We start from the raw sequence: 15,121 nt of genomic DNA, 5'->3' as shown, positions 1-15,121 counted from the left end.
TGACTCCTTAGCCTGTAGTACGTCCGATATCAAGGACGCTCTCTACCTGTCTGATTTTTTCCACCAGGCTGCCCAGTTCTTCCTTGCTCTTAATATCAAAGGCAATGTTTATGGTGGCACGCCCCTGTTTGCTGGTTCTGGTATTCATGGACGTGATATCTATTTTCCTCTCCGTGAAGATTTTGGAAATGTCAACCAGAAGGCCTGTGCGGTTATTGGCATACACATTGATCTCCGCTGTGTACTGCTCTCCGTCTCCCGCGCTCTCAGCCTGCCACTCCGCATCGATCAGCCGTTCTCTGTCTTCTAAGGACATGTTGATGATATTGATGCAATCCGTGCGGTGAATGGTGACACCACGGCCTCTCGTCACATAACCCACGATCTCATCTCCGGGAATAGGGTTGCAGCATCTGGAAAAACGTACAGATACATCATGGATCCCCTTTACCACAATGCCGCTCTTGCTCTTGTGGATGTGGAGTTTCTCCCGGCTCTCCTCCGCAGCTTCCAGAACCTTCTCGTCTGTCAGTTCACTCTTATGGTCCTTGGTGTAGATCTCCAGGAGCTTGTTGATGACCTGGCCTTCTTTCAGTCCGCCGTGTCCCACAGCCGCAAGTACGGAATCCCAGTCACGGAACCCATATTTCTTCATGACGGATTCCAGATATTTGGGTTTTGTCAGATTCCCCAGCCCGATGCCTTTTAATTTTGCGTACTGGGTGAGCATATCTTTGCCCTTTAAAATATTGTCCTCTTTTAACTCCTGCTTGAACCATTGGTTTATCTTATTCTTAGCCTGAGTGCTCTTCACCACCTTGAGCCAGTCACGGCTGGGGCCTTTGGAGTTCTGGGAGGTGATGATCTCGATCCTGTCCCCGTTCTTGATCACATAGTCAATGGGAACCAGCTTGCCGTTCACTCTGGCACCCACCATTTTGTTGCCAACTGCACTATGTACATTATAGGCAAAATCAATAGGGGTGGAACCGTTTGGAAGTGTCTTCACATCCCCCGCCGGTGTAAAACAGTACACGCTTTCGGAAAACAGATCCAGGTCGCTTTTCAAAAGGCTTAAAAACTCCTTGTTGTCGGACATGTCCCGCTGCCACTCCAGTATCTGCCGCAGCCAGCTCATCTTCTCTTCTTCCTGCTGTGTCACATTGGCCTTGCTGCTGCCTGATGCCTCTTTATATTTCCAGTGGGCCGCAATACCGTACTCCGCGGTGCGGTGCATCTCAAAAGTACGGATCTGGATCTCAAAGGGCTGTCCGTTCGGTCCGATCAAAGTGGTATGCAGTGACTGGTACATATTGGGCTTTGGCATGGCAATGTAATCCTTGAACCTGCCTGGAATGGGCTTATACATCTCATGGATAATTCCCAGGGACGCGTAACAGTCCTTTACCGTATCCACGATAATACGGACTGCGAACAGATCGTAGATCTGATCCAGGGTTTTGTCCTGGTTCACCATTTTCTTGTAAATACTGAAAAAATGCTTCACTCGGCCGTCAATCTGGGCATGGATGCCTGCATTTTCAATCTGCTCCCGGACGCCGTTTACGATACCGCTCACAAAAGCTTCCCGCTCACTTTTCCGCAGGTTGATCTTCTCTACCAGATCGTAATAGACTTCCGGCTCCAGATATTTTAAAGACAGATCATCCAGCTCTATTTTCACTTTGGATATACCCAGCCTCTGGGCTATGGGCGCATAGATATCCATGGTCTCCCTTGCTTTCTCCTTCTGCTTGTGGGGAGGCATGTATTTCAGCGTCCTCATATTGTGCAGCCGGTCCGCAAGCTTGATCAGGATCACCCGGATATCCTTGGCCATGGCAAGGAACATTTTTCTTAAGTTCTCTGCCTGTACCTCCACCTTGTCGGCGGAGTAATTTAATTGTCCCAGTTTTGTGACGCCGTCCACTAACAGGGCAACCTCTGCCCCAAACTCCTGGGTGATCTCCTCGGTGGTCATGACTGTGTCCTCCACCACGTCGTGGAGCAGGCCGGCCACAATGGTCTCCTTGTCAAGCTCCAGATCCGCCAGGATGATCCCCACACAGAGGGGATGAATGATATAAGGCTCGCCGGACTTGCGCACCTGCCCTTCATGGGCATCTCTGGCGATCCGGTAAGCCTTCTCGATCATGGAAATATCGGTGGAGGGATGGTACTTCTGCACACTGGAAATAAGCTCTTCGTACAAAACAGAAGGGCTCGTAAAATCTTCCATTGTCTTCACACTTGCATCTGCCTTTTTTATCTTCGCTATTTCATCATCCTGAAGTGTTGCCTCTTTACTTTTCTCCATCTGCCATCACCTGATTTCTATTTACCTTCATAACATATAACGGAAGCCACATCATAATCTTTCAAACGCTCTCTGCCGTTCAGACCGGCCAGTTCCATGAGGGATATGATCTTCACTACCTTCCCTCCAAGCTCTTCCACCATTCTGGCGGTGGCTTCTATGGTTCCGCCTGTGGCTATCAGATCATCCACCAGCACCACTCTCTGGCCCGGTGTAATGGAATCCTTGTGCATCTCTATAGTAGCACTTCCGTATTCCAGCTCATAGCTGCTCTCTATGGTCTCACAGGGCAGCTTTCCTTTCTTTCGTATCAGTACAAAGGGCTTATGTAAATTGTAGGCGATAGGTGCCCCGAATATAAAGCCCCTGGACTCTGCGCCGGCGATCACATCCACCTCCAAGCCGTCCAAAAGGGCCTGCATGGAATCCACTGCCAGTGCAAATCCATCTGCATCCTGTAATATGCTGGTCACATCTCTGAAAATGATTCCCGGTTCAGGAAAATCCGGGATACTGCGCACATATTCCTCAATCTTCTTCATAACTCTCTCCTGCCTTTAGTTTCATTTGATTATCTCATTATATGTCAATTATACTCTAATTTTAGGTGTAGTCTTTAGTATATCATCTTTTTTTGTCGGAATCAAATATAATTTTGTACGATAATTTCAATACTTTCCCTGCCATTATAGGCATTTATGGATGGATAGTATGCAACTGACCATCTATTCTTCTCTTTTATACGCTCCGCAAAAGCATCACCGTCTCCGAACCATACACCCTCGGCCTCACATCCGTTTTCGTCGTAAAGCTTCATCTTCACCACGTTTCTGTTCTTTCCAAAGACACGGCAGTTTTCAATGCGGACATTTTTCTGGGCAAACAATGGCTTGGTATTTCCTTTTCCGAAAGGCTCCAAAAGGGAAAGCTGACGGATAAGGGGCATATTCACATAGGAGATGGGCATGGGCACGTCGATCAGCACCTTTTCCGCCATATCCTCCTCGGTAAGAGTACAGTTCTCATTCAGCATCCGCCGGAAGGGTTCAACATTTTCCTCCGGAAGGGAAAGTCCCGCTGCCATGGGATGTCCACCGAATTTTGCAAGCAGTTCCCGGCATTTTGTAAGCTCCCGGAACATGTGATAGCTCTCTATGGAACGGCCGGAGCCTTTGACTCCCTCCTCCGCCTTAGTAAGCACAAACACCGGTTTGCTGTAGCGCTCCCGGATACGGCCAGCAATAATGCCTGCCAGACTTTCGTGGCAGTCCGGCAGATAGATAACAAGCACCCTGTCCTCACGAAGGGAAGTGTTCTCCACCATCTCTGCTGCTTCCTCCACACCCTTGGCCGTCATGTCTTTTCTGCTGTCATTGAGTACTTTTAAGTCTTCTGCCAAAGCCGCTGCTTCCTCCTGGTCACGGCAAAGGAGCAGATTCAGCGCTCTTTTGGCTGTGCTCAGACGACCGCTGGCATTCATGCAGGGACCGATAACAAAACCGATGTGATATGCCGTGAGAGGCCTGTCCTCCAGATTATTGACATGAATCAGGGCTTTTAATCCCAGATTCTGTGTGTGGGCGATTCTTTTCAATCCCTCTTTTACCATGATCCTGTTCTCATCCTGGAGATCCATCACATCCCCCACTGTGGCAATGGCCGCAAATTCCATGAGTTCCTCCAGATCCGAAGCCCCGAATCCCATGCGCTCATAAAGTCCGCAGATCACTTTGTAAGCCACCATAGCCCCGCAGATTCCCTTGAATGGATAAGGGCAGTCCTGCTGCTTTGGATTTACAATAGCATCCGCATCCGGAAGAAAAGTCCGCACGCTTCCGTCCTCCAGCTCCTCATAGGGAATCTCATGGTGGTCTGTCACCACCACAGTCATGCCAAGACTTTTGGCATAGGCAATCTGCTCTATGGCGCTGATACCATTGTCGCAGGTCACAATGGTATCTGTACCCGCTTCAAAAGCCAGGTCGATCAGCTCTTTGCTTATGCCGTATCCGTCCTTCATTCTGTCGGGGATATCCACATCCACACAGGCTCCCGCATGGCTAAGCCCGGTGAGCAGAATGTAAGTGGAGCATACACCGTCGATATCATAGTCCCCGATGATCCTGATCTTTTTCCCTTCTCTTATCTTATCCAGCAGAATATCAAGGGCTGTGTCCACTCCTTTTAAAAGCTTCCAGGAATGAAGGCCTGACATCTTTCCGTGCAGATATCTGTCAATCTCCTCATCTGTTATCTGGTCCCTGTTTCTTATGAGCCTGGCAATGACCGGGTCCACTCCAAATTTTCGGCTTATTTCATAAAAATCCGCTTTCTTGGCGGAAATCACCCATTTTTCCATCTTATGTATTCTCCTTTTCCTATACACATCGCATATCCTGCCCGGAGGGCTTTTCTATGTAATAAGAAAGGAGCGCTGCTGTGCAGCACCCCTCTCCGTATTTACGCATATTTCTTTTTGATCTTCGTCTTCATGACATACCACAGGGCACCTGTGATGCATACGGAAGAATATCCGCCGCACACAATACCGACCATCAGCGGCAGGGCGAATTCTCTTACAGAGGAGACTCCCATCACAAACAGCAGGAATACCATGATAAAGGTAGTCAGAGAAGTATAGATACTTCTCGTCAGAGTCTGGGTGATACTGCTGTTGACCAGCTCCTCCATATCCGTTTTCTTTTTGGCTGCTGCCAGGTTCTCACGGATACGGTCAAAGATAACGATCGTCGCATTAATCGAGTAACCCACGATCGTAAGCATACAGGCAATAAAGGTATTACCCACGGATACTCTGGCTACTGCATAGAAGGCCAGAACTACCAGCACGTCGTGAAGCAGAGCCACAACTGCGCTGCTTGCGAACCGGATATCCTTGAAACGCAGCCAGATGTAAAGCAGCATAAGGATGGTGGCGATCACCACGGCTTTTACCGCGTCGGCACGCATCTCACTGCTGACAGTAGAGGAAATACTCTCCGTTGCGATCAGATCCTGGTCCACGCTGAACTTGTCTGCCAGTGCCTGATTGAGAGCTTCCCTTGTCTGTACATCCAGAGTGATGGTCTTGATGATAACCTGATTGGTACCTACCACTTTTGTGGCCTGTACATTGTTGTCACCGGTAACATCCTCCACAACCGGGATCACATTGGCATCAATATCTTTGATATCCATATTTTCATTAAAGGTTACATTGGTGGAGGTACCTCCCTTGAACTCTAAGCTGTATTTCAGTGCGTCCCCGGTGCTGGCTTTAAATGCGCCCATGGCGATAGGCGCACAGAGGATCAGAATGCCGGAAACCACAAAGAAGATTTTTTTCTTCTGCAAAAAGTGGATCGGCTGTCTCTCCTTCTTTCTGCCGTAGAATTTTTCATCACGGATTCCCACAGCGTACATGGCATATGCAATGAAACGGGAAACCACCAGTGCCGTAAACATGGACAGAACAATACCAAGTGCCAGAGTCTGCGCGAATCCCTTAACTGTACCGGAGCCAAGCCAGTTCAATACAAATGCCGCGATCAAAGTTGTGATATTGCCGTCAAAGATGGCAGAAAACGCTTTCTGGAAACCATTCTGAATGGCAGTCCGTACATTTCTGCCCAGAGCTATCTCTTCCTGGATACGGGCGTATATGATAACGTTGGCATCCACAGCCATACCGATGGACAGGATGATACCTGCGATACCGGGAAGTGTCAGAGTAAGGTCAAATGCATTCAGGCAGATCAGATCCAGGCATGTGTAGATGATCAGCGCAATGCCGGAGACAAGACCCGGAATCCTATATACAAAAATCATAAACAGAATGACCAGCGCAAGACCGATCCCTGCAGCTTTCACACTGCTGGCGATAGCCTCTTCACCAAGCTGTGCCGCAACCACATTGGAACGCAGCTCGCTCAACTCCAGTTTCAGACCGCCAATACGGATCGTGGAGGCCAGGTTCTCAGCCTCAGCAGAATCCTTCATACCTGAAATCTGGGCATTGCCGTCTTTGATCTCTGCGTTTACATTGGGAACGCTGACAAATTTACCGTCATAATAGATACCAATGCTGTCATGGCTGTCTTCAAAGGCTGCTTTTGTAGCCTCTGCAAATTTTGTGGTTCCCTCCTCTGTCAGCGTCAGATCCACAACATTTTCTTTGTTCTTCAGATCGTTTTCGATCATGGCAGCTTTTGCTGTCTTAACCTCTGTACCTGTCAGCACAATGGAACCATCTTCCTGCAGTTCCTCGATGGTCTTATTCAGCACATACTCTGTACCGTTATAGCTGTAGTTCTCAGAACCGTCAGCACCCTTGTGCGCAATAAAATACAGGGAACCCGGTTTTCCCAGCTCTTCCAGGATCTGGTTAGCATCTGTCACGCCCGGAATTTCCACGTTGATCCTGTTTGTGCCCTCTTTGTAAACCTGGGCCTCGGAGCTGTACTGCTCCACTCGTTTTTGTAATTTGTAGATGGTATCTGCCATCTCATCATCTGTGGGGTTCTTTTTTGATGCCTCGTAGGTTATACTGACACCACCTGCCAGGTCAAGGCCGGTCTTAATGTGTTTGGCAGCACCTGTTCCGGTGGGACCCACACCAACTGCGGAGGTGAATACCAGAAAACCGGTAATCAGAACCGTCAGCACAAGTACGAGAATACCTCTGCTTTTCTTCATTGTTCTTTCCCTTCTTTACTCTTAGTCTTAATCTGTGTCATGCTGTGATCGCTAGTATCCACGATCCCGTCAGGGAATTTCCCCGGGGACTTACTGATCTGCCATGGCCGCTTTTATCATAATGGCACATTCCACTCTCTTTCGCTGCAGTTCACAGCCAAGATCATAGACATCATTGATAGATCCGTGGAAATTATAGGAATTTGCCGCGCATCCGCCGCTGCAGTAAAATCTGGCGAAGCACTCCCGGCATTTATCCTTTGCATATACATTACACTCTTTAAACTCGTCACGGATTTCCGGTTTCTGTACACCGTCCCATACGTTGCCCATGAGGAATTTCTCCTCACCTACAAACTGGTGGCATGGATACAGGTCCCCCCATGGGGTCACAGCCAGGTATTCCGTTCCGGAACCACAGCCAGAAAGCCTCTTGTACACGCAGGGGCCTCCCGTCAGGTCTATCATAAAGTGGAAGAAATTAAAACCTCTTCCCTCTTTTTCCCTCTTGATGATTTCTTTTGCCAACTTGTCATACTCTCCACAGATCTTCGGAACATCTTCCCACTGGAGTGCATATGCCTCTTTTTCATCTGCCACCACAGGCTCCACAGATATCTGTTCAAAGCCCAGATCAGCCAAATGGAGCACGTCCTTGGAAAAATCCAGATTATGACGGGTGAAGGTTCCTCTGGCATAATATCTTTTCTGGCCTCTGCTGTCCGCAAACTTCTGGAATTTTGGCACAACCAGGTCATAGCTGCCCGCTCCTTTTCTGAAAGGACGCATAAAATCATGGACTTCCCTGCGGCCGTCAATACTGAGAACCACATTGTCCATCTCTTTATTCGCGAACTCCATTATCTCATCATTGAGCAGAACGCCGTTTGTAGTCAGCGTAAAACGGAAATGCTTGTTATGGATTTTTTCCTGGGAACGGCCATAGGCCACTAGGTCTTTGACGACCTTCCAGTTCATCAGAGGCTCCCCGCCAAAGAAATCGACTTCCAGATTCTTCCTGCTGCCTGAATTGGCGATCAGGAAATCCAGCGCCTGTTTTCCCACTTCATAAGACATCATGGCTCTGCGTCCATGATACTCCCCTTCCTCCGCAAAACAGTAGCGGCATGCCAGGTTGCAGTCGTGGGCAATATGTAAGCACAGGGCCTTCACCACAGTAGGCCTGTCCTTAAAACTGTTGATTGCTTTCTCGTACACATCCTCTGTAAACAGCATCTGTTCTTTTTTCAGCTCCGCGCATTCCTCAAGAGCAGTCTTAATATCCTCCTCCTGATACCTGCCTTCCAGGGAAGCGAGTATCTCCTTCTCACTTTTTCCCTCATCGAGCAGTCCAACCATATCGTAAACGATCTCATCTACCACATGCACGGAACCGCTGTTTACATCGAGTACAATATTATAGCCATTATTTTTATAACGATGAATCACAGTGTTTTCCCTTTCTTCTCTTGCAGATCATTAAAATCCACATGCTGAAATTGTTTCGAGACTCCTCCCTCACCTGCGAAGGCCGGAAGGTTCCCCGCTGTTCATGCTGAACAATGAATAAGCAGCGGCTTTTATACCGCTGCTTTTGATGTCTTCCTATGACAGCAAACTACTTTTTATAATAGGAAGCCCGCTGAGTGCGGTTTCTATTATTTATTCTCGCAGCTCTGGTTTCCCACTGTGCAGGATGTTTTGCAGGCTGACTGACAGGATGTCTGGCACTCACCACATCCGCCTTTTTTTACTGTATTCTGTAAGCTTTTTGTATTTAATGTTTTGATATGTTCCATGACATATTCCTCCCTGTGCTTAAATGTAATTCTATGCGTCTGCACGCTTGTGGTTATTATAGCATATCTATAACCGGCAAGGCAAGTATTTCTTTCGTAATTCAGGACAATAAGGTAACAGTTCAGCCTTCCACTTTCCCGCGAAGTGTTGCCTTGCATTCGCAAGGCAATCCTGAGGCAGTCACGCGCCAGACTGCGGTTTGTGCAGTCTGTGTGCATACTTTTGTTGCTATGAAGCCGAAAGGCTGAATAGTAACAAAATAAGGCTGAACCGTTACGACAGCATACCGCCCAGCGCGCCTCCCAGGAAACAGAGGAAATAGGTCACTACCATCTCCTTGAAATCAGCGGTTATCTGGTGCTCCGTCAAAAATGTGACCGCGGTGAGAAGCACTGCATATCCGATCCCCAGCGCCATTCCCCAAAGATATCTCTGGTTTCCCACCTTTTTTCCAAGATAAAATCCTCCCAGAAAACAGGACACTATGTAAATAATCAAAATGCCCAGATTTACCTGGTTTTCTCCCAGTCCCATCTTGTACAGAAGAAGCGCCAGAAGAAGCAGCATAAGGCCTGTTGCCAGGTAAGCCGCCAGCAGCGCCTTCATCATCAGTAGAGGTTTTGATTGTTTTACAACTGTCTGCTCCATAAAGAAACCCTCCCATATGTATATATATGGGAGGGCATTCTAATGTATTACTATGTAATTGCTTCTATAACTGTTCCAAGCTCTCACAGCCGCCTATTTCTTTTTTCTTTTGCTCAGGACCACAAGGATCACTACCACGATGACTGCGACCGCGGCTGCCAGCACATAGGTCAGGATAGGTGTCTCATCACCTGTTCTGGGATTTACGATGACAGTACCGTTATTTTTCTTTACTGAAGTATCCACAGGCTTCTTCACTGTGGAAGAACTGCCGTTTCCGTTATTTTTGTTGACGGAAGAACCTCCGCTGTTACCGGTGGTTCCTGTTGACGGCACTACCGGTTTATGGTTCGGACTCTGTGTACCGATTCCCACAAGCTGACTGCCGCCCACATTAAAAGGACTCAGAGAGCCGGTCTCAAACACCAGGTATCCGTCCACAACATTCATATTGCTTCCCAGGGTAAAATATTCGTAATTTCCTGTCTCTTCGATATAATGTCCGATCAACAGCTTCTTATAGAGGTCCGCGTCTTTTGGCACCGGAATTGAAACTGTGACTTTTTTGCCGTCCGGGATCGTGTATTTTTTATCTGCTTTTAAATCCCAAAGCTTTATCTCATAGGCCTGGAGGATCTGTTCAATATCCGCTTTCGGCATGCTGTCCAGATCTGTATTCACTGAAACCCTGACTTCCACATAGGACGGAATAAAATCACCGGATATTTTAACATCTGTGGCTTTGTCCCAAAGACTGCCCACCGGTTCTTTTTCGGAAGTATCTTCCTTCTTGGATGTGTCATCCTTTTTATCAGAGCCTTCTTTTTTCGGCTCTTCTTTTTTAGATGTATCATCCTTTTTGTCTTCTACGTCTTTTTTATCATCGGTTGGCTTTTCTGTCTTATCTGGGTCTTTTTTATCATCAGCCGGCTTTTCCGTCTTATCGGTATCTGTATTCTTGTCACTGCCGTTAGGATTTTCAGCCGTTTCACTTTTGCCCGTGTCACCGCTGCCTGTATCCTTCTTAGGATCTTCTGTGGCGCTTTCGTCCTTCTTGGGCTCCTCTTTATCTTCTGCTGAAGGCTCCGGCGTCTTTAAAGACTCCACATACACCTTCACGCTTCGGATTACCTGCTGTCCCTCCTGGCTCCAGCCCGGAATTCCTGAATAATCATATGTCTCTGTATCATTTGGTGTAAAAATGATCTGCTGTGTACTCTCGTATGTATCGGGAATCTTCTCCGGCTCCGCAAAGCGGAAGGTACCATCCCCTTCAAATCCATCCCCCATGAACATAGACTCCAGCGTAGCCGGCTCTTTCATCGTCATGGTATCCGGAACTGTCACTGCGGGAGCTTCCTGCTTTTTGGCCGGTGTCTCTTCTTTTGGCTCTTCCTTTGGTTCTTCTTTTTGCTCCTCTTTTGGTTCCTCTTTGGTCTCTTCCTTTGATTCTTCTTTTGTCTCTTCTTTATCAGCTTTATCGGCGCTGTTATCCCCGGAAGGATTCTCTTCTTTCTTCTGTTCCTGGCTGTCTTTGCTCTCCTCTTTTGCTTTTTCTCCCACTACAAAAGCGTCTGCACCCAGATTTGCACTCTTAGTATCCACATCGGAGGCACTCAACCATCCGTAAGTCAGGATAAGCTTACCGCTCCCCTCCACTTTTATAATTGGACCGCTGAATCCGTCAGCACGCTTCACTGTGATTCCCGACGGCATGGCGAGCTTTGTCTCACCGGAGATGGTTATGGTCCCGCATACCAAAATGGTTCCGTTGTCAGCGGCCAAGGACTTGGCTTTTTCAAAGCTGGACACTGCCGAATCCTTAGAAGTGCCGTCTCCGCCTTTCTTGCCGCTGCCGCTCAAATAGACTGTTTTTAACTTTGCCGTGTTGTCTGACTGCTCCGCTGCCGCTGCCTGGGACAATCCCATGTGCATACCGGTGCCCACTCCCTGTACTACCAGCACCGCTGCCAGGGTGATACCCAGTGTCGTTTTTAAGATTCTATTTTTATATGATCTGCTGTTATTTTTCTTCATACTCTGCCCCTTTTTCAAAACTGTCTTGTCATGGTCTGCTCTGAGCAACAGTTCAGGCAAGCTGAACCGTTACGCTTCTCTATCTTTTATATGTAAAAACCGCCGTTCTGCACATTGTGCATATTAGACAATTTAGGTACTCTTTCTTTAGGCATAATCATCATGCCTCTATCGGAGTCATTATAGCATATTTCTGTATGTTTCGACACCCCTAAAATTCAATTTTTTTATTTTTTCTGCTATACTTGCAATCCTTCCCAAAATCATGTATCATTTCTTAATATAATTTTATATTACAAAGGAGTTGAAATTTAATTGGATTCCAGTGACGCCATACAGTTTCTCGTTTTGATCATTCTCATATGTCTTTCGGCATTTTTTTCATCCGCAGAAACTTCTATGACAACCGCAAACAAAATACGTATCCAAACCCTGGCCGAACAGGGAAACAAGAAGGCCAAAACCCTTCTGAAGGTAACAGGCAATTCCGGCAAGATGCTCAGCACCATTTTAATCGGCAACAACCTGGTGAATATTGGGGCTTCTTCCCTGGCTACATCCATGGCGATCCGTATGTTCGGCAACGCCGCAGTGGGCATCTGTACCGGTGTGCTCACACTGCTCATTTTGATTTTCGGAGAAATCACACCGAAAACCATGGCAACCCTCAATGCGGAAAAGCTTGCACTTTCTTATGCAGGACCGATCCATGGACTTATGGTAATTCTCACACCGGTCATCTATATTGTAAATAAGCTTTCAGACGGCGTTCTCTCCCTTCTGCGGATCGACCAGAGCGGAAAAGGCAACCGAATCACAGAACACGAGCTGCGCACCATCGTCAACGTCAGCCATGAGGAAGGCGTTATTGAGAGCGAGGAACGCCAGATGATATACAACGTGTTCGATTTCGGTGATTCCCAAGCCAAGGATGTTATGGTTCCCCGCATTGATGTGGCTTTTGCTGATATCGGAAGCTCCTATGATGACCTGGTATCCATGTTCAGAGAGGAAAAGCACACCCGTTTCCCCGTCTATGAAGATACCACAGACAATGTGGTGGGCATTGTAAATGTAAAGGATCTGCTGCTCATGGGGTCCAGGGAGAATTTTTCTCTCAGGGAGATCATGCGTGAGCCTTACTTCACTTTTGAGTACAAGAAGACCTCTGAGCTTCTGGTGGAAATGAAAGAAGAGAGTGTTTCCTTTGCCGTTGTACTTGACGAGTACGGCGCAACAGCCGGAATCATCACTCTGGAGGATTTGCTGGAGGAGATCGTGGGGGATATCCACGATGAATATGATGACACGGAGGAGGACGACCTGACGGAAATCATTCCGGGACGGGAATATGTTGCTCTCGGCTCTGCCAGACTGGATGATCTGAATGAGGTGCTGCCTGTACAGATTGAATCTGAGGACTACGATTCCATCGGCGGCTACATCATCGAACAGCTTGACCGCTTCCCGGAACCCGGGGAGAGCATCACAACCCCGGATCATGTCCGCCTGGTTGTGGACAAGATAGAGAAAAACAGAATTGAGGCTGTACATATATACCTGCCCGAGATACAGGAACAGCCCGAAGAAGAAGAATGACAGGTAACTGGAAGGAATACCCGACAGCTGCCGCGAAAACACCAAATGGAAAGGACAACAAAGAATTATGAGCGGTTTTTTTAACATGGACAGCCCCGTTATGCGGTTTCTGTCCCGCGTTTGTGACCTGATGATCTTAAATTTTATGTGCCTGATATGCTGCATTCCTATTGTGACCATAGGAGCATCTGTCACTGCGCTTTACTCTGTTACTCTGAAAATGGTAAGGGGTGAGGAATCTTACATCTTCAAAGGCTTTTTAAAAGCATTCAAGGAGAACTTCAAGATCTCCACGATCATCTGGCTGATCCTGGCTGTACTGGGTCTGCTGATCTTCGCCGATTACAAAGCAACCCAGTTTTTGCCTGACAATATGAAGAACATCTTCCGCATTCTGGTAGGCGTTGTGATAACCTTTTACCTCCTGCTGCTTACCTATGTCTTCCCCTATGTGGCAAGGTTTGAGAACAATGTGAAAAACACTATTAAAAACGCGCTGCTTATCAGCATCCTGAATCTGCCCCATACGATTTTGGTTGTCTGTATTCCGGTGGGAATCGTGTTCATCACCATGTTCAATTCCACTACACTTGTTTACGGAAGCCTGTTCTGGTTTTTGATCGGACTCTCCTTTATTGCTTTTTGTAATTCCTATATCTTCCGCAAGGTTTTTGCAAAATATGAACCCGCGGAGGAGGAAGAGCAGGGCAATCCGGACGATTATACTGTTCCTGAAGATGAGATTTCCTCTGATCAGGAGACAATAGAACAAATCCAGGAAAAGAAATAAATCCTCTGACAAAAGAAGGGGCTGCGAAAAATGGAATAACATTTTTCACAGCCCCTTCTTTTATTCATTTCTCATATTTTTCAGTATCTCATGGAACTGCTCCCCACAGCGGGCGATCTCTCCCAGAACGGTCTCACATCCCTTTTCGCTTAAAAACCAATTGTCCCTGGTGATCTCACAGTCATCTGCAGGACAGACAAGAAGCTCTGTCTCCGGATAAAGAAGCTGGTAATACAGAAGCGCGCGCCTGGCATGTGCCGGTTTGCAGCAGATCAATCCACGTTTCACCTCAAGACCTGCTGCGTCTGTCACAGCTCTGGAACGGATGGCATTCTCATATGTATAAGTTGCTTTTTCCTCTCTCCATATATCACATTCTCTCACACCATTTTTCACAAGGACTGTCTTTAAAAATTCCCACTCTGTCCTGTACTCTCCATCGTACTCCTCTTCTTTTGCCCGGACCCCTCCGAATTTTCCCTGCAGAATGCTGTATTTCCCCGACGGCAGAACAAGGGAGGAAAACCCTTCCCCATACAGTTCTGCCGCTTTTTCTGCGATCTGGGGAAAACCACTGCCAGGGACAAAGATAATATCTGCCGTTTTCGGTTCCTGCTCCACAAATATGAACTCTGTCATCTGATCCAAAAATCTCTTGTTAAACATTATTCCTGTCCTCTTTCTGCTCTGCTGTCCGTTTCCGCATTGCTGTACAGGTACTTTTCCGTGATCAGACAAAGGAAATCCAGAATCTCCGGGTAGGTAAAAATTTCTTCTGTCCGTATCATGTGCTCCAGTTCCCCTGCAGACACCCATCTGACCTCTGCCACTTCATCCGGATCCAGAATCAGTTCCCCGGCAGGTATATCCCTCCGCGCGAGAAACACGTCCCAGATCATATGGCTTCCGTCTTCCCTGTTAATATGTGCCAGATGTATCAGTTCTTCCCTATTAAGTTCAAGGCCGATTTCCTCTCTGACCTCCCTGATGCAGCCCTCTTTAGCGTCTTCGCCTGCCTGTATCCTTCCTGCTGTCAGAGACCAGACATTGGGATAGTGTACACATCTGCTGCTTCGTTTCTGGATCAGAAATTCTCCTTTGCTGTTGATGATCCAGGCTTCCACTGCAATATGGTACTCCCCATCCTCAAAAGTTCTGCCCTTTTCAATGGTCCTCCCCGTAGGGATCCCTCTGCTGTCGCGTATGTCCCAGAGTTCCATCATGTATCCTCCCAT

Annotated in this window: 12 protein-coding genes; 2 read left to right on the top strand and 10 right to left on the bottom strand. The window is 47.5% G+C overall.

Features of this window, described 5'->3' with window-relative positions:
- Positions 1-7 precede the first annotated feature (7 nt).
- The 8 genes from BLCOC_RS12055 to BLCOC_RS12020 all read right to left on the bottom strand — a co-directional run bounded on the left by BLCOC_RS12055 (position 8) and on the right by BLCOC_RS12020 (position 11,497).
- Entirely contained in the window at positions 8-2,317 is a 2,310-nt protein-coding gene (locus BLCOC_RS12055) for a RelA/SpoT family protein (RefSeq protein WP_029469399.1), read from the bottom strand.
- A 17-nt stretch (positions 2,318-2,334) separates the two neighbouring features.
- Positions 2,335-2,859, bottom strand: a complete 525-nt coding sequence (locus BLCOC_RS12050) for an adenine phosphoribosyltransferase (protein ID WP_018594939.1) — start codon at positions 2,857-2,859, stop codon at positions 2,335-2,337.
- Between the two features lie 101 nt (positions 2,860-2,960).
- Positions 2,961-4,676, bottom strand: a complete 1,716-nt coding sequence (gene recJ, locus BLCOC_RS12045) for a single-stranded-DNA-specific exonuclease RecJ (protein WP_115622306.1) — start codon at positions 4,674-4,676, stop codon at positions 2,961-2,963.
- Between the two features lie 101 nt (positions 4,677-4,777).
- On the bottom strand, positions 4,778-7,012 hold the full coding sequence (secD, locus tag BLCOC_RS12040; protein WP_115622305.1) for a protein translocase subunit SecD: 2,235 nt from the start codon (positions 7,010-7,012) through the stop codon (positions 4,778-4,780).
- A gap of 90 nt (positions 7,013-7,102) precedes the next feature.
- The gene (gene scfB / locus BLCOC_RS12035) at positions 7,103-8,461 is read right to left on the bottom strand and encodes a thioether cross-link-forming SCIFF peptide maturase (RefSeq protein WP_115622304.1); all 1,359 of its coding nucleotides are present in this window, start codon (positions 8,459-8,461) and stop codon (positions 7,103-7,105) included.
- A gap of 209 nt (positions 8,462-8,670) precedes the next feature.
- On the bottom strand, positions 8,671-8,811 hold the full coding sequence (gene scfA / locus BLCOC_RS12030; protein ID WP_018594935.1) for a six-cysteine ranthipeptide SCIFF: 141 nt from the start codon (positions 8,809-8,811) through the stop codon (positions 8,671-8,673).
- Between the two features lie 274 nt (positions 8,812-9,085).
- Complete coding sequence (locus tag BLCOC_RS12025; protein ID WP_115622303.1) at positions 9,086-9,460, bottom strand: TIGR04086 family membrane protein; 375 nt, start codon at positions 9,458-9,460, stop codon at positions 9,086-9,088.
- A gap of 93 nt (positions 9,461-9,553) precedes the next feature.
- The gene (locus tag BLCOC_RS12020) at positions 9,554-11,497 is read right to left on the bottom strand and encodes a hypothetical protein (protein ID WP_115622302.1); all 1,944 of its coding nucleotides are present in this window, start codon (positions 11,495-11,497) and stop codon (positions 9,554-9,556) included.
- A 315-nt stretch (positions 11,498-11,812) separates the two neighbouring features.
- Here BLCOC_RS12020 and BLCOC_RS12015 point away from each other — a divergent pair, with 315 nt between their 5' ends.
- Both BLCOC_RS12015 and BLCOC_RS12010 read left to right on the top strand, forming a co-directional pair.
- Positions 11,813-13,096 (top strand): HlyC/CorC family transporter, encoded by a 1,284-nt coding sequence (locus BLCOC_RS12015; RefSeq protein ID WP_018594932.1) that lies wholly within the window; start codon positions 11,813-11,815, stop codon positions 13,094-13,096.
- A gap of 67 nt (positions 13,097-13,163) precedes the next feature.
- Positions 13,164-13,886 carry a YesL family protein gene (locus tag BLCOC_RS12010; RefSeq protein WP_115622301.1) on the top strand — a complete coding sequence of 241 codons (723 nt, stop codon included), beginning with the start codon at positions 13,164-13,166 and terminating at the stop codon, positions 13,884-13,886.
- Between the two features lie 60 nt (positions 13,887-13,946).
- On the opposite strand, the gene BLCOC_RS12005 is transcribed toward BLCOC_RS12010, so the two are convergent.
- Together BLCOC_RS12005 and BLCOC_RS12000 are read right to left on the bottom strand one after the other, a co-directional pair.
- Positions 13,947-14,552: a YdcF family protein gene (locus BLCOC_RS12005; RefSeq protein ID WP_029469408.1), complete on the bottom strand. Its 606-nt coding sequence runs from the start codon at positions 14,550-14,552 to the stop codon at positions 13,947-13,949.
- Complete coding sequence (locus tag BLCOC_RS12000; RefSeq protein ID WP_242998940.1) at positions 14,552-15,109, bottom strand: NUDIX hydrolase; 558 nt, start codon at positions 15,107-15,109, stop codon at positions 14,552-14,554. Before BLCOC_RS12000 ends, BLCOC_RS12005 begins: the two co-directional genes overlap by 1 nt.
- Between the last annotated feature and the right edge of the window lie 12 nt (positions 15,110-15,121).

The sequence above is a fragment of the Blautia coccoides genome, from assembly GCF_034355335.1.
GTDB lineage: Bacteria > Bacillota > Clostridia > Lachnospirales > Lachnospiraceae > Blautia > Blautia producta.
This window is presented reverse-complemented; position numbering and strand designations above follow the sequence as displayed.

What these genes read in the sequence shown, in the direction of transcription:
- secD (WP_115622305.1), bottom strand. Translation starts at nt 7,012, where the DNA reads ATGAAGAAAAGCAGAGGTATTCTCGTACTTGTGCTGACGGTTCTGATT.
- BLCOC_RS12050 (WP_018594939.1), bottom strand. Translation starts at nt 2,859, where the DNA reads ATGAAGAAGATTGAGGAATATGTGCGCAGTATCCCGGATTTTCCTGAA.
- scfA (WP_018594935.1), bottom strand. Translation starts at nt 8,811, where the DNA reads ATGGAACATATCAAAACATTAAATACAAAAAGCTTACAGAATACAGTA.
- BLCOC_RS12055 (WP_029469399.1), bottom strand. Translation starts at nt 2,317, where the DNA reads ATGGAGAAAAGTAAAGAGGCAACACTTCAGGATGATGAAATAGCGAAG.
- BLCOC_RS12000 (WP_242998940.1), bottom strand. Translation starts at nt 15,109, where the DNA reads ATGATGGAACTCTGGGACATACGCGACAGCAGAGGGATCCCTACGGGG.
- BLCOC_RS12010 (WP_115622301.1), top strand. Translation starts at nt 13,164, where the DNA reads ATGAGCGGTTTTTTTAACATGGACAGCCCCGTTATGCGGTTTCTGTCC.
- recJ (WP_115622306.1), bottom strand. Translation starts at nt 4,676, where the DNA reads ATGGAAAAATGGGTGATTTCCGCCAAGAAAGCGGATTTTTATGAAATA.
- BLCOC_RS12025 (WP_115622303.1), bottom strand. Translation starts at nt 9,460, where the DNA reads ATGGAGCAGACAGTTGTAAAACAATCAAAACCTCTACTGATGATGAAG.
- BLCOC_RS12020 (WP_115622302.1), bottom strand. Translation starts at nt 11,497, where the DNA reads ATGAAGAAAAATAACAGCAGATCATATAAAAATAGAATCTTAAAAACG.
- BLCOC_RS12005 (WP_029469408.1), bottom strand. Translation starts at nt 14,552, where the DNA reads ATGTTTAACAAGAGATTTTTGGATCAGATGACAGAGTTCATATTTGTG.